General features: G+C 70.4%; 15 protein-coding genes. 9 read left to right on the plus strand and 6 right to left on the minus strand.

Annotation, left to right across the window (positions count from 1 at the left end; genetic code table 11):
• Positions 1-141 precede the first annotated feature (141 nt).
• Positions 142-360, minus strand: a complete 219-nt coding sequence (locus BST44_RS31630) for a DUF732 domain-containing protein (protein ID WP_439330688.1) — start codon at positions 358-360, stop codon at positions 142-144.
• A gap of 271 nt (positions 361-631) precedes the next feature.
• Between BST44_RS31630 and dapB the strand changes: the two genes are divergently transcribed.
• Genes dapB through BST44_RS02025 form a run of 3 tightly spaced genes read left to right on the plus strand, consistent with a single transcriptional unit; the run spans position 632 to position 2,296 of the window.
• The gene (dapB, locus tag BST44_RS02015; RefSeq protein ID WP_083174780.1) at positions 632-1,369 is read left to right on the plus strand and encodes a 4-hydroxy-tetrahydrodipicolinate reductase; all 738 of its coding nucleotides are present in this window, start codon (positions 632-634) and stop codon (positions 1,367-1,369) included.
• A 7-nt stretch (positions 1,370-1,376) separates the two neighbouring features.
• Complete coding sequence (locus BST44_RS02020; RefSeq protein ID WP_083174781.1) at positions 1,377-1,844, plus strand: tetratricopeptide repeat protein; 468 nt, start codon at positions 1,377-1,379, stop codon at positions 1,842-1,844.
• Between the two features lie 50 nt (positions 1,845-1,894).
• Complete coding sequence (locus tag BST44_RS02025; protein WP_208619716.1) at positions 1,895-2,296, plus strand: flavodoxin family protein; 402 nt, start codon at positions 1,895-1,897, stop codon at positions 2,294-2,296.
• Between the two features lie 5 nt (positions 2,297-2,301).
• Here the strand turns inward: BST44_RS02025 and BST44_RS02030 are convergent, their stop codons facing one another.
• The 4 genes from BST44_RS02030 to BST44_RS31285 all read right to left on the minus strand — a co-directional run bounded on the left by BST44_RS02030 (position 2,302) and on the right by BST44_RS31285 (position 5,753).
• Complete coding sequence (locus BST44_RS02030; RefSeq protein ID WP_083174784.1) at positions 2,302-3,135, minus strand: thioesterase family protein; 834 nt, start codon at positions 3,133-3,135, stop codon at positions 2,302-2,304.
• A gap of 42 nt (positions 3,136-3,177) precedes the next feature.
• Positions 3,178-4,734, minus strand: a complete 1,557-nt coding sequence (locus tag BST44_RS02035) for a sensor histidine kinase (RefSeq protein WP_142274331.1) — start codon at positions 4,732-4,734, stop codon at positions 3,178-3,180.
• A 3-nt stretch (positions 4,735-4,737) separates the two neighbouring features.
• A complete protein-coding gene (locus BST44_RS02040) occupies positions 4,738-5,382 on the minus strand; it encodes a response regulator (RefSeq protein WP_244184710.1) in 645 nt (214 codons plus the stop codon).
• A gap of 239 nt (positions 5,383-5,621) precedes the next feature.
• Positions 5,622-5,753 (minus strand): hypothetical protein, encoded by a 132-nt coding sequence (locus tag BST44_RS31285; RefSeq protein ID WP_279628966.1) that lies wholly within the window; start codon positions 5,751-5,753, stop codon positions 5,622-5,624.
• A 151-nt stretch (positions 5,754-5,904) separates the two neighbouring features.
• Between BST44_RS31285 and BST44_RS02045 the strand changes: the two genes are divergently transcribed.
• From BST44_RS02045 to BST44_RS02055, 3 genes are all read left to right on the plus strand, one after another.
• Entirely contained in the window at positions 5,905-6,108 is a 204-nt protein-coding gene (locus BST44_RS02045; RefSeq protein WP_083174788.1) for a hypothetical protein, read from the plus strand.
• Between the two features lie 89 nt (positions 6,109-6,197).
• Positions 6,198-7,739, plus strand: coding sequence for a class I adenylate-forming enzyme family protein (locus BST44_RS02050; RefSeq protein WP_083174789.1), 1,542 nt, complete (start codon positions 6,198-6,200; stop codon positions 7,737-7,739).
• The gene (locus tag BST44_RS02055) at positions 7,736-10,975 is read left to right on the plus strand and encodes a carboxyl transferase domain-containing protein (protein WP_083174791.1); all 3,240 of its coding nucleotides are present in this window, start codon (positions 7,736-7,738) and stop codon (positions 10,973-10,975) included. Before BST44_RS02050 ends, BST44_RS02055 begins: the two co-directional genes overlap by 4 nt.
• 25 nt (positions 10,976-11,000) lie before the next feature.
• On the opposite strand, the gene BST44_RS02060 is transcribed toward BST44_RS02055, so the two are convergent.
• Positions 11,001-11,348, minus strand: a complete 348-nt coding sequence (locus BST44_RS02060) for a PE-PGRS family protein (RefSeq protein WP_083174792.1) — start codon at positions 11,346-11,348, stop codon at positions 11,001-11,003.
• A 90-nt stretch (positions 11,349-11,438) separates the two neighbouring features.
• On the opposite strand from BST44_RS02060, the gene BST44_RS02065 reads away from it, so the two are divergent.
• Genes BST44_RS02065 through BST44_RS02075 form a run of 3 tightly spaced genes read left to right on the plus strand, consistent with a single transcriptional unit; the run spans position 11,439 to position 14,487 of the window.
• A complete protein-coding gene (locus BST44_RS02065) occupies positions 11,439-12,209 on the plus strand; it encodes an SDR family oxidoreductase (RefSeq protein ID WP_083174794.1) in 771 nt (256 codons plus the stop codon).
• 8 nt (positions 12,210-12,217) lie between these two features.
• Positions 12,218-13,399 carry an acyl-CoA dehydrogenase family protein gene (locus BST44_RS02070; RefSeq protein WP_083174796.1) on the plus strand — a complete coding sequence of 394 codons (1,182 nt, stop codon included), beginning with the start codon at positions 12,218-12,220 and terminating at the stop codon, positions 13,397-13,399.
• Entirely contained in the window at positions 13,396-14,487 is a 1,092-nt protein-coding gene (locus BST44_RS02075; protein WP_083174797.1) for an acyl-CoA dehydrogenase family protein, read from the plus strand. The genes BST44_RS02070 and BST44_RS02075 overlap by 4 nt, the downstream gene beginning before the upstream one ends.
• The last annotated feature ends 6 nt before the right edge of the window (positions 14,488-14,493 follow it).

A 14,493-nucleotide genomic window follows, 5' to 3' on the forward strand; every position in this document is an offset into this window, starting at 1 on the left:
GCTCAAGTCAACAAGCGCGCACGTTTACGTGAGGCAACGAATCCGCCTTCGCGCGCATCTTGACGTGAGGCAACAGGGCGGACATGCGCCACGCCGCAGGCGGCAGTTGTGGATGAAGACCGGACTGTGGACGAATCGAGGTCATGAAGGGCACAGATCGGCATAGGCGACGTCCACCAGGTCGCTTGCCTGTTGCGGGCTGAGCCCCTCGGAGCCCTGGTTGGCGTCGGAACGCGCCAACGCCCTCGCCTTCAGCTGCGAGGCATTGGCGCCGGCCCACAACTCTTGACAGAGTCGCTGACCCGCCGCCAGCAACCCGGCGTCACCACCGCGCGCGTCGTGAATGCCGAGGTTGCGCATCGCTGAGGAACGAATTGGCGTCGGCCTGAGCCGGGGATGCCCACAGGCATCCGGCGACGAGGAAGGAACAGCTCGTCAGCGCCAGACTCGCCAATCGGTCACGACGTCTGTGTCCTGCCATCGCTGCTCCTTGCCTCTGCGCGCAAACCGGGACTGAATCGGGAACGCCACTTTCAACGACGGGTACCCCGGCGCATGCCGGCGGAACCGTCGTCGTGACGGGGCGGGACGGCCATCGGCGCGGCGCGCGCACCCGTCTAGGGTGAAACTCATGCGGGTAGGCGTTTTGGGGGCTAAGGGCAAAGTCGGTTCGGCGATGGTGGCGGGCGTGCAGGGCGCCGACGACCTGACCCTGGCCGCGGAGGTGGACGCCGGCGATCCGCTGGGCCTGTTCACCGATTCGGGCACCGAGGTGGTCATCGACTTCACCCACCCCGACGTTGTGATGGATAACCTGGAGTTCTTGATCGCCAACGGCATTCACGCCGTGGTGGGCACCACGGGCTTCACGCAGGAGCGCCTCGACCAAGTGCAGGCCTGGCTGGCCGACAAGACCGACACGAGCGTCCTCATCGCGCCCAACTTCGCGATCGGCGCGGTGCTGTCGATGCATTTCGCCAAGCAGGCCGCGCGGTTCTTCGAATCGGTGGAAGTCATCGAGCTGCACCACCCGCACAAGGCCGACGCGCCGTCGGGTACGGCGGCGCGCACCGCCAAGCTGATCGCCGAGGCACGAAAAGGGCTGCCGCCCAACCCCGATGCCACGAGCACCGGCCTGCCCGGCGCCCGCGGCGCCGACGTCGACGGCATCCCCGTCCATTCGGTGCGGCTGGCCGGGCTGGTCGCCCATCAGGAGATCCTGTTCGGGACCGAGGGGGAGACGCTCACCATCCGCCACGACAGCCTGGACCGCACCTCGTTCGTGCCGGGCGTCTTGCTGGCGGTGCGGCGCGTCAAGGAACGACCCGGCCTCACCGTCGGGCTCGAGCCCCTGCTCGACCTGCAGTGAACCCGCAATGAACCCCGCCCTGCGCACCCAGTTGCTGATCGCGTTGCTCTGCGTCGCGATGCTGGGGTACTTCGTGCTGCTGGGGCGGATGGCCGTCGCGATGATCGCCTCGGGCCGCGCGGCCGCCGTGGGGCTGGGGGTGGCGGTCCTGGTCATGCCGCTGATCGGTCTCTGGGCCATGGTGGCGACCCTGCGGTCCGGGTTCGCCCACCAGAAGCTGGCCACCCTGATCGCGGCCGACGGCATGGAGCTCGACACCAGCGCCCTGCCGCGACGCGCGTCCGGTCGCATCGAGCGGGACGCCGCCGATGCGCTGTTCGCCTCCGTGCGCACCGAAGTCGAAGACCACCCCGACGACTGGCGGCGCTGGTACCGGCTGGCCCGCGCCTACGATTACGCGGGTGACCGCCGCCGGGCGCGGGAAGCCATGAAGACGGCGCTCGAATTGCAGGGCCGCCGAGGAGCAGGCCGGTGAGCAAGACGCTGCTGATCGTCCACCACACCCCGTCCCCGCATTGCCAGGAGATGTTCGAGGCCGTCGTCTCGGGCGCCACCGACCCCGAGATCGAGGGCGTCGAGGTGATACGGCGGCCGGCGCTGACCGTGTCGCCGGCCGAGATGCTGGCGGCCGACGGTTATCTGCTGGGCAGCCCGGCGAACCTGGGTTACATGAGCGGGGCGCTCAAGCACGCGTTCGACTGCGCCTACTACCAGCTGCTGGACTCGACGCGTGGACGCCCGTTCGGCCTGTACCTGCACGGCAACGAGGGAACCGAGGGCGCCGAGCGCGGCGTCATGTCGATCACCACCGGGCTGGGCTGGGCCAAAGCCGCTGAGACCGTGCTGGTTTCGGGCAAGCCGGACAAGGACGACCTGCAGGCCTGCTGGGAACTCGGCGCGACGGTCGCCGCCCAGCTGATGGAATAAGCCGTCTAGGTGTAGGTCGGCTTGAACGCCTCGGCGGGCTGGGCCAGGGCCAGCGCCGAGCTGGTGCCGATCGGCCCGTGCCGGTCGAACAGGGTGGCGGCCCCGGTCGCGACACCGGCCGTGCCGTAATGGCTTTGGGCCGCCAGGCCCAGGTATTCACCGTCGGGCAAGCGGCTCGCGGTGACCGTGTAGTCGGCATTGATGTAGCGCAATCCGCCGGTGCCCCAATGGGTCAGCGAGCTGGTGATGTCACCGGCGAAAGCGAGGCGGACGAACGGGGTCAGCGGGTGGCCCTGCACGATCGGGCGAAAGATTCGCGTCCAGGCGAACTTCTGCGAATGGGATTGCTCCCACTCGCCGGCCGCGATGCCCGGGCTACCCGCGGCGGTGGCCCCGTACCCCCAGATCAGGAACGGCATGTCGGCCGGGAACCCATCGGACGTGACCGGCAGCGGCGGCATGGCCAACGGCGCCGACCACACCGCGCCGTCCGGGTGTTCCCCTCGGCGCAGGAACAGCGCGCTGGCCCGGGCGACGGTGTTGCCGTTCTGCACCAGCGCCCCGTCGACGAGCTTGATGCGCCGCCCTTCCCGCTGCACCGAGGTCCGGACCTGCACCGGTTCGGGCAAGGCCGGACGCAGCAGGTCGACCGTGAGCCGGGCCGGCTGAAAGGCGGGCTCGATGCCCGATTGCTCGATGCCCCAAGCCAACAGGCCACCGACGTTCTGGCCGCCCATGGCCGCGCCCCAGGGTCCGCGGGTCAGCGGGCCCGGCACGTAGGAGTCGCCGTCGACAGTGAAGAACGCCTCGGGCATGATGGCGGGATCCTCGATCGTCACCGCTACGACGATAGGACACCGGGCAGGGGAGCCCGCGCGCTGTCAGGTGCGGGCGGGAATCGCGACGTGCAGCGCCGTGCCGCCACCGGGCGGGCTGGCGATCTCGAGGTGTCCACCGAGCGCTTCGACTCGGTCCATCAGGCCGACGAGCCCCGATCCCTTGCCGATGTCGGCGCCGCCGGCACCGTCATCGCGAATGGCGAGCCGCAACTCCGACCCGTCGCCGCGGACGTCGATGTCGATCCGGGAGGCCTGCGCATGCCGGGCCGCGTTCGTGAGTGCTTCCGCCACAACGTAATACGTGGCGACCTCAGCGGACTCGGTCGCCGGTCCCGCCAGTGCCAGGCTGATGTTGACCGGAATCGGGCAGCGGCGGGCGAGCGTCTTGAGTGCCGCACCGAGCCCTCCTCTGCTCAAGATCGCCGGATGAATGCCCCGAGCGAGTTCCTGGAGGTCGGCCGATGCGGTGGTCAAACCGGTAACGACGGCCGCGATCTCGTCTTTCAACCGACTGAGGTCCGCCGGCACCCCCGCCTCGATGGAGCGCAATTGCAGGGCAAGCGATACCAGTCGCTGTTGCGCGCCGTCGTGCAGATCGCGCTCCAGGCGGCGGCGTGCATCGTCGGCGGCGGTCACGATGCGCGCGCGGGACGCGGTGAGCGCCGCGTGGGCCTCGGTGTTGGCGATCGCGGTGGCGACGAGTTCGGTGAACTCGCCGACCCGCTGCTCGGTATCGAACGGGAGTGGCTCGGTGGGGGAGCCGACGACTGCGAGACCCCAGAGCCTGCCCCCGACCACGATCGGTGCCCCCACGCCGCTGCGCAGTCCCAGACGGCGAATCAGCGCCGCCACGTCACCGGTCGCGGTGTCATGACTGTCCATCCGTGCTGGTTGACCGGAACCGGCCACCATGGCGCCGAGGTTCTCCCCGTCCAGGGACCAGCGGCTGCCGACGGGCATCCGCGCCACCTGCCCGGGGTCATCGTGGGCCGCGACAAGTGTTGCGGTGCCGTCGGATTCGTAACGCCACAGCGCGGCGTTGGCGACACCGAGCGATCTCGCCAACTCATTCGCCACGGCCGGTAAGACGTCCGATGGCCGGACTCCGCGTGCGACCAGGGTCGCCACCCGGCGCAGCGCGGCTTGCTGCTCGGCCAGGACGCGGAGCTCGTCGCGGCTCGCCTCGGCTTCCCGCCTGCGTCGTTCGGCGGCCACGGCATGCGCTCGTGCGGTGCGCGCCAGCGAATTTGCCACCAGTCCGACGACGACGAAGACGGCCAATGCCGTCCAGTCCTGGGGCTCGGGTGACCCCATCGTGGCGTCCGGCCAGTTACGAAAGTAGTCAAAAGCGAGTGCGCTCAACACGGCCGTGCCGCCGGCCAGGCCGGCGCCCCACCCGGTTGCGACGATCAGGACGCCGATCAGGTAGAGCACGCCAAAGGCGTTGTCCGGGACGAACATTTTGAGCACCAGCATGACCGACGTTTCCGCCGCGATACACCCGATGGCCACCGCGACGCCCAGCGACGTGGGTAGTGGGTCCCGCGACAGCCATGTCGAGGCCGGGCGGGATACCCACTGGGGCTTGGCTTCCGGCACGGGTCAGCGAGCTTCCAGGAAGGTGATGACCGCGCGAACGCGCCGGTGATCGTCGGGCGCTTCGTGGAGCTCCAGTTTGGTCATGATGCTGCGGACGTGCTTTTCGACGGTGCCCTCGGTCACCCACAAGCGGCGGGCGATCCCCGCGTTCGACCGCCCTTCGGCCATCAGGCCGAGGACTTCCTTCTCCCGTGGGCTCAGCACGGCGAGCGGATCGTTGCGCGTGCGCGCCTCGACCAGTTCCTGAACCAGCGCGGGGTCGACCACACATCCGCCGCCGGCGATTCGGCGAAGCGTGTCCAGGAAATCGCCGACATCGGTGACCCGGGTCTTCAGCAGGTACCCGACGCTGCGGCCGCTGGCCAGCAGCTGCATCGCATGTTCGACGTCCACGTGGGCCGACAAGATCACCAACCCGACCGAGGGCAGCTCCTCGCGGATGGTTATCGCGGCGTCGAGTCCGTCGGTGGTGCCCGTCGGCGGCATCCGGATGTCGACGATCGCCAGCTGCGGCCTTTCCCGACGGACCAGTTCCAGCAGGCTTGCGGCGTCGCCGACCTGACCGACGACGCGGTATGCGGAGCGGGCCAGCAGGCTGGCCAAGCCCTCCCGCAGGAGCACGTCGTCGTCGGCGACGACCACCCGCACGCCTGCCTCCTCCGGCTCCACCCCGCCCGTGATCCTCTCGTGTGATCTGCGCCCGCAGTGCTGAGCGTAATTCCAGCCAGCAGGTATTGCCCCGGTCAGGCTGGCGGGCCCGCAAAGACGGGTGTCAGCAATGACGACTCGGGCCCCGCAACGCGAGAGCCTGGGACCATGGAGACAACCACGGCTTCTCCGATCAGTATCCGTGCGGCGGGCGCCCGGTATGTGACGAGGTGTGCGGCCTACGTGGCCGGGACCTTGACGGTCAATGCGGCCGCCTTGCTGGCGGGCCTGCGGCTCAGCGGATTGGGCTGGTCGGAGCTGTGTTTGTTGGTGCTGCCACCGATGATGGCCGGATCGGGAGCGGTCCTCACCTTCTTGGCTCAACCACATGGTGTTGCGGTCAGAAGCGGCCGCCGCCGCTATCGATGGCGCAAGCGTTTCGGTCCAAACGCGTACAGGGCGACGTACAGGGCGACGTACAGGGCGCGGATGCGACAGATCCGGTTAAGGAGAGGCCTCGACGTGGTCGCCAACGCCGTGCTCAGCGCGGTTCTCGCGCTGGGCTGCAGTGTCGGGACACCGGTCAGCCCCGATCCCAACCCGTTCGGGGGCCTCGGCTGCGACTGCCGGAACTCGCCGTCGGCGGGCGGCGAGGTTCAGAAACACGAGATAAGTCGCGGTATCAGCGACGGTCTGTCCGGCGCGTTGCCGGCACCGATGCACTGATCCGGCCGCGGGGTTTCAAGTTCTCAGACGGGACCGCCGACTACGCTCACAGCCGGGACGTAACTGCTCGTTGTGACGGAGGTCGAGACGTGCCGCAGCCACAAGTCCTCGACATCACCCGCGACCACAACCCCTTCCCGACGACTGGCGTGACCCGCGGCGCCGACGGCGTCCCGCGCTATGCCGACCTGCCCGCCACGCTGCTGGACATGCTCGCCGAGCAGGTCGAGGGGCGCCCGGACAGTGAGGCGCTGGTCGAGCTCGGCGCCGGTCGATTGACCTACCGCCAGCTGTGGGACCGCGCGGCGCGCGTCGCCGGTGGGCTCCGCGCGGCCGGGTTGCGATCCGGTGACCGCGTCGCGGTGCGCTACCCCGCCGGCAACGACTGGGTGCTGGCGTTCTGGGGGACCGTGATGGCCGGTGGCATTGCGGTGGCGGTGAACACTCGCTCCGCACAGCCGGAAGTCGACTTCGTCCTCTCCGACTCCGGCGCGACGCTGGACCTGACGGCCGACACCCCGCTGCCCGACGGCCAGCCGTACGTGACCGAGCGGCTCGGCCCCGCCGACGTGGCCGCGCTGTTCTACACCTCGGGCACCACCGGCCACCCCAAGGGGGTGCCGACCACCCACGAGGCCTTCCTGACCAACACCGAGAACGCCATCCGCTGTCTCGGCCAGCCGCGTGACCTCGGCGAGGCGATGCGGACGCTCATCTCGGTGCCGCTGTTCCACGTGACCGGCTGCAACTCACAGCTGCTGGCCGCCACCCGGCTCGGCGGTGCCTCGGTGATCATGCCCACCCTCAACCTGGACGGACTGATCGCCGCGCTGACCTCGGAGCGTGTCTCCGTCATGGTCACCGTGCCGGCGGTGTACGCATTGATGTTGCGCCACAAGGGCTTTGCCGACGCGGACGTCTCCGGGGTCCGCTGGGTGGGGTACGGGGGCGCCCCGATCGCGCCGTCGCTGGTGCGTGCGGTGAAGGACGCCTTCCCCCAAGCCACCGTGTTCAACGGCTACGGCATGACCGAGACGGCTTCGCTGATGACCGTGCTGCCCAGTCAGGACGCCGTAAGGCACGCCGATTCGGTCGGGTACGCGGTGCCGTCGGTCGACCTCGGACTGGTCGCGTTCGCCGGCGACGAGCCGGGCGTCGGTGAACTGGTGGTGCGCGGCGCCAACGTGACCGCCGGGTACTGGAACCGGCCGGAAGCGACCGCGGCCACCATTGTGGACGGCTGGCTGCACACCGGGGACGTGGTCCGCATCGACGATGCGGGCCGGGTGCACATCGTCGACCGCCTCAAGGACATCATCAACCGCGGCGGCGAGAACGTCTCCAGCGTCGAGGTGGAGGCCGTGCTGCTGGCGGCGCCCCACGTCGCGGACGCGTGCGTGCTGGCCGTCCCCGACGACGTCATGGGCGAGAAGGTGGGCGCGGTGCTGTTCGGCGGCGCCGACGAGATCGACGTGCCGGCGGTGCTCGACCATTGCCGAGAGCAACTCGCCGACTTCAAGGTGCCGCAGTACGTCACGGTGGTCGACAGCGCGCTGCCCCGCAACGCGGGCGGCAAGCTGCTCAAGGGCAAGCTCCGTGACCAGGTGCGGTGGGGGGAACCGCTGCGATGAGCGCGACCGTGCTGGTCGCCAACCGCGGCGAGATCGCGCTGCGGGTGGTCCGCACGGCAACCGAATTGGGCATGCGAACGGTCGCCGTCTACGCCGAAGACGATGCCGAGAGCCCGCATGTGCACGCGGCCGACGAAGCGATCGGCCTGCCCGGGGCCGGACCGCGCGCGTATTTGGACCAGCCCGCCATGCTGGCAGCGGCCAAAGACTCGGGAGCGGAGCTGATCCACCCGGGCTACGGGTTCCTCAGCGAGAACGCCCAATTCGCGCGCGCCTGCGCCGGTGCCGGCTACACGTTCGTGGGACCGGACGCCGACGCGCTGGAGCTGGTCGGCAACAAGGCCGCCGCCCGCGCGGCCGCCGTCGCCGCCGGGGTGCCGGTGCTGCCCGCAACCGACGGGCCCGCCAGCGTCGCGGACATCGAGAACTTCTACGAATCCCGGGGCGGTCCCATCATGATCAAGGCGCTGGCCGGCGGGGGCGGTCGCGGAATGCGCCCGGTGCGCAGCGCCGATCAGATCGGCGACGCCTACCGGCAATGCGCCGCGGAGGCGCAGTTGGGCTTCGGGGATCCGGCGCTGTTCGCCGAGGTACTGCTCGAACACGCACGGCACATCGAGGTGCAGGTCGTCGCCGCGCCGGCGGGGCACCAGACGCGCGCGCTGGCGCTCGGTGACCGCGACTGCAGCATTCAGCGCCGCCACCAGAAGATCATCGAAATCGCGCCCGCCCAAGGACTTTCCGACGGGATGCGGCGTGACTTGCATCAGGCGGCTGCGCGGTTGTGCGCGCGGGCCGGGCTGCGCGGGCTGGCCACGGTCGAATTCCTCGTCGCCGGTGGGGAATTCGTGTTCCTCGAGGTCAACCCGAGAATTCAGGTAGAGCATACGGTGACCGAGGAGACGACCGGGTTCGACCTGGTGGCCGTCCAGTTGGCCATCGCCGGGGGCGCCTCCTACTACCAGCTCGGGCTGCCGGCCGGGATCGCCTCCGACGGAGAAGAAGTCATCGGCGAGCCCGCCGCGCATCGCGGCATCGCCATCCAGGCCCGGGTGAACGCCGAGACGTTCGCCCCCGACCTGTCCGTGGCGCCCGCGGCCGGCACGCTCACGGTGTTCTCGCCGCCGAGCGGGCCGGGGGTCCGCGTCGACACCTACGGCCGGGCCGGGCTGGTGGTCAACGCGCAGTACGACTCACTGCTGGCAAAGGTCGTGGCCCACGTGCACGGGCCGTCACCGCGGGCGGCGCTGCGCAAGGCCCGGACCGCCCTCGCCGAGTTCCGCATCGAGGGCGTTCGCACGAACATCGACTTCCTCCACGCGGTGCTGAGCGACCCCGCGGTGGAATCAGGTTCGGTGAGCACCGGTTTCCTCGACGAGAAGCTGCCCGAGCTGGCGGCGGCGGCGTCGTCGCACCACCACGACGTCCAGGTCGCGCCCGTCGAGCTCTATCCCGGCGAGGACGTGCTGCGCGCGCAACTGGCGGGCACCGTGGTCGAGGTGGCGCCCGAGGGCGCCGACTTTCGTGCGGGCAGCCAGCTCGTCGTTCTGGAAGCGATGAAGATGCAGCATGTGCTCGCCGCGCCGGACGCGCTGCGGACGGTGCGCGTCCTGGCGTCACCCGGGCAGGTGGTGGGGACCGGGGATCCGCTGCTGGTGTTCACCCGCGCGGAGGCCGCACCCGGCGGCGACTCCGGCGCCGCGGCAACCGATCTCGACCGGCCGCGCGCCGACCTGGACGAGGTGCGCAGGCGGCATCTGCTGACCCTCGACGAGGGCCGCGAGGCCGCGGTGGCCAGGCGGCACAAGCAGGGCCGTCGGACCGCGCGGGAGAACATCGCCGATCTGATCGACCCGGGCAGCTTCGTCGAATACGGCGCGCTGGCCATCGCGGCGCAGCGCAGCCGGCGCTCGGAGGAGGACCTGATCGCCAACACGCCGGCCGACGGCCTGGTCGCCGGGCTCGCGACGATCGGCGCGGACCGCTTCGGGCGTGCGGCGGCCGAGGCCGTCGTGGTGTCCTACGACTACACCGTGCTGGCCGGCACGCAGGGAATGCGCAACCACGCCAAGACCGACCGGGCGTTCGACCTGGCCGCCCGGAGACGGCTGCCGGTGGTGCTGTTCGCCGAGGGTGGCGGCGGCCGGCCGGGGGACACCGACGTCGGCGGCCTCGCGGGGCTGGACGTGCCGACCTTCCGGATGCTGGCCGCGCTGAGCGGCCGGGTGCCGCTGATATCGATCGTCTCGGGCCGATGCTTTGCCGGCAACGCCGCGCTGGCCGGGGTGTGCGACGTGATCATCGCGACCCCGGACGCCAACATCGGGATGGGTGGACCGGCGATGATCGAGGGCGGCGGGCTCGGGGTGTATCCGCCGGAGGCGATCGGGCCGATCGGCGTGCAGCGGCGCAACGGCGTGGTCGGCCTGGTCGCCCGCGACGAGGCGCACGCGGTGTCGTTGGCCAAGCAGTACCTGTCGTACTTCCAGGGCGACCTGGCCGATTGGTCGGCGCCGGATCCGCGGCTGGCCCGGCATGTGGTGCCCCAGAACCGGTTACGCGCCTACGACGTGCACCGGGCCGTCGAGGCGATCGTCGACACCGGTTCCGTGCTGGAGCTTCGACCCGATTACGGCGTCGGCATCGTCACCGCGCTGGTCCGCGTCGAAGGCGCGGCCTACGGGCTGATCGCCAACAGCACGCACCACCTCGGCGGGGCCATCGATGCCGAGGCGGCGGACAAGGCCGGCGACTTCCTCGCCTTGTGTGAATCGTTTAGGCTGCCCGTCATTTCGCTGTGCGACACGCCGGGCTTCATGGTCGGACCCGACGCGGAGGTTCAGGCGGCGGTCCGGCGGTTCGGTCGGATGTTCGTCTTGGGCGCGCGTTTGACCGTTCCGGTGGGAATGATCATCCTGCGCAAGGGATATGGGCTCGGCGCGATGGCGATGGCCGGCGGTTCGTTCCGCGCCCCGCAGTTCACCGTTGCCTGGCCGACCGGCGAAATCGGCGGGATGGGGCTGGAGGGCGCCGTGCGCCTCGGGTTCAGCAAGGAGCTGGCCGCCGAAGGCGACCCCGGCAAACGCCAGGAGCTGTTCGACAAACTCGTGGCGGCGGCCTACGACCACGGCAAGGCGCTGCGGGCGGCCACCACTTTCGAACTCGACGACGTCATCGACCCCGCGGACTCCCGGGCCTGGATCGCCAGGCTCCGGGAGCCGCCGGGTTCGGTCTGATCAGGCGTGGCCGGAGTCGGTCTGATCAGGCGTGGCCGGAGCCGCAGCCGACGCCGGGCAGGCAGCCCTGGCCGCCCGGAATGCCGCCGGGGCCCGCGTTCTGGCCGCCGGAGCCGCAGCCGACGCCCGGGACGCAACCGTGGCCGCCGGGACCGCCACCGGGGCCGCCGAACTGGCCGCCCGAGCCGCAGTTGCCGTTGGCGTCGCAGCCGCCACCGCCCGGGTCGTCCTTGAACACCACGTGCGTCGGCGCCGCCGAGGTGGCGGGCCCGGAAGCGACAGCATCGGTGATGGCGATCGGCGCGACGGCGATCGCCGCGGCCGCAGCCCCGCCCACCGCCAGTCTTTTCGTAAGGGTTAATTTCGAGAACATGCGGGTCGCATACCACGCGCAGACACGTGTAAAACATCCATGTAGCGAACGGGAAACCGTTCGATTTCGCGCGACGGAAGGCGCATCACGATGACCTCACTGGACCTGAGCGGCCGCACCGCGATCATCACCGGCGCATCCCGCGGGATCGGCCTCGCGATCGCCCAACAGCTTGCGGGGGCGGGGGCCAGTGTCGTGCTCACCGCCCGCAAGCAGGAGGCCGCCGACGAGGCCGCCGCGCAGGTGGACGGCAACGCGCTCGGCGTCGGCGCGCACGCGGTCGACGAGGAAGCCGCACGCCGCTGCGTGGACCTCACGCTTCAGCGGTTCGGCAGCGTGGACATCCTGGTCAACAACGCGGGCACCAACCCCGCGTACGGTCCACTGATCGACCAGGATCACGCCCGCTTCACCAAGATCTTCGACGTCAACCTGTGGGCGCCGTTGCTGTGGACCTCGCTCGTCGTCAAATCGTGGATGGGTGAGCACGGCGGCGCGATCGTCAACACGGCCTCCATCGGCGGCCTGCACCAATCGCCGGCCATGGGCATGTACAACGCCACCAAGGCCGCACTCATCCACGCCACCAAGCAGCTGGCGCTCGAGCTTTCGCCGCGCGTCCGCGTCAACGCCATCGCCCCCGGGGTGGTGCGCACCCGGCTGGCGGAGGCGCTGTGGAAGGACCACGAGGATCCGCTCGCGTCGTCGATAGCGCTCGGACGCATCGGTGAGCCCGCCGATGTGGCCGGCGCCGTGGCCTTCCTGGTCTCCGACGCCGCCAGCTGGATCACCGGCGAGACGATGGTGATCGACGGCGGCCTGCTGCTCGGCGCCGCACAGGGCTTTCAGGCCCGGCCGTAGGGCTAGCCGTGAGCCCCGAGGATGTGCAGGCCCGGGTGCGGGCGCTGCTGGACGAGCACGACCCCACCACCACCGACCCGCGCGAATTCCTGGGCGCACAGTACGACGCGGGCCTGGCCTGGGTGCACCTGCCGCGGGGCTTCGGCGGGCTGGACTTGCCGCGCAAAGCCCAGGAGCTCGTGGACGCCGAGCTGGCCGCTGCCGGCGCGCCGGTGGGCGGCACCGTCAAGAACTACATCGGCATGGGCATGGCGGCGCCGACGATCGCGGCGTTCGGCACCGACGAGCAGAAACGAAAGTTCCTGCGCCCGTTGTTCACCGGCGAACAGATTTATTGCCAGTTGTTCAGTGAGCCCGGCGCCGGCTCGGACCTTGCCGGTGTCTCCACGCGGGCGGTCCGCGACGGGGACGACTGGATTGTCAACGGCCAAAAGGTGTGGACGTCGCAGGCGCAGCACGCGTCCATGGCCATCCTGGTCGCCCGCACCGACCCGACGGTGCCCAAACACTTCGGCCTGACCTACTTCCTGTGCGACATGACGCAGCCCGGCGTCGAGGTACGCCCGCTGCGCCAGATCACCGGCGAGGCCGAGTTCAACGAGGTGTTCCTCACCGACGTGCGGGTGCCCGACGCGAATCGGCTCGGCCCGGAGGGCGGCGGTTGGCGGGTCGCGACCACCACCCTCAACAACGAGCGCGTCGCCATCGGCACCCGCGCCGGAACGCCACGGGAGGGCGGCCATATCGGCAAGGTCACCAAAGCCTGGCGAAACGACCCGGCGCTGCGCGATCCCGCGATGCACGACGAGCTGATGCGGCTGTGGGTGGAGGCGGAGGTTCTGCGGTTGGCGGGTGAGCGGCTGCGGCAGCAGGCCACCGCGGGTCAACCGGGCCCGGAGGGTGCGGGCATGAAGGTGGCGTTTGCGCGCCTGGCCCAGGCGGTTTCGGGGTTCGAGATCGAGCTGCACGGCGAAGCCGGGCTGCGCTACGACGACTGGACCATGCGCCGGCCGGAAACGGTCGACCTGGTCGGCCGCGAACCCGGCTACCGCTACCTGCGCGCTCGGGGCAATTCGATCGAAGGCGGCACCTCGGAGATCCTGCGCAACACCATCTCCGAGCGCATCCTGGGCCTGCCGGGTGAGCACCGCGTCGACAAAGACGTCGCCTGGAAGGATCTGGACCGGTGAGCGACCTGTTGTACTCCGACACCGAGGAGGCCCTGCGGGACAGCGTTCGTCACCTGTTCGCCGACCGCTGCCCGCCCGAGTCGGTGGTGCGCGTATATGACTCTGCGCCCCAAGACTTTTCGGAAGTCTGGCGGACACTGGCCGGCGAGCTGGGAGTGGCGGGCCTGCTGGTCCCCGAGTCGCTCGGCGGCGCGGGTGCGGGTGCCCGCGAGGCGGCGGTCGTCATGGAGGAGATCGGCCGGGCGGTCGCGCCCGTGCCCTTCTTGTCCAGCGCCGTGCTGGCCACTGTCGCGCTGCTGCGCGCCGGCGATACGGCGACCGTGTCCGCACTGGCGCAAGGCGAACTGACGGCCGCGTTGGCGGTGCCGCTGTCGACGGCCCCGGGCGATCCGGTCGCCGCGGTGACCGGCGGCGCCGACGGGCTGAGCGGATCGGTCACCAGCGTCGCCGGCGCCGCCGAGGCCGACGTGCTGGTGGTGCCCGTCGCCGGCCGCGACGGGCTCGAGCTGCACACCGTGCCCCGCAACGCGGCCGGCGTCCAGGTGTCGCCGCTGCTGGCCCTGGACATGACCAGACCGCTTGCCGACGTGAGTTTTTCGGCGGTCGACTCCTCATGCGTCGGGCCGGCGGACGGGCCGGTCGCCGACGCGCTGCGCACGGGGGCAGCCCTGCTGGCGTCCGAGCAGCTCGGAGTCGCCCGGTGGTGTTTGCAGACCACGCTGGATTACGTCAAGCAGCGCAAGCAATTCGGCCGCACGATCGGCTCGTACCAGGCGATCAAACACCGGCTGGCCGACCTGTGGTTCGAGGTCGGCGCCGCGACGGCGGCAGCCCGCTACGCCGCCGACACGTGCGCCCGCGGCGACGAAGACGCCGACGTCGCCGCGACCGTCGCGCAGGCATATTGCAGCGGTGTCGCCGTGCACGCGGCCGAGGAGTGCGTCCAGCTGCACGGCGGCATCGGCATGACATGGGAGTATCCCGCGCACCTGTACCTGAAGCGGGCCAAGAGCGACCAGTTGATCTTCGGCACCGCCTACCGTCACCGCGCCCGGCTGGCCGAGCTGGTGGGCCTGCCCCCGACGTAGTTGCGC

Origin of the sequence: Mycobacterium scrofulaceum (genome assembly GCF_002086735.1) — a bacterium.
In the GTDB taxonomy this organism is placed as follows: Bacteria; Actinomycetota; Actinomycetes; order Mycobacteriales; family Mycobacteriaceae; genus Mycobacterium; species Mycobacterium scrofulaceum.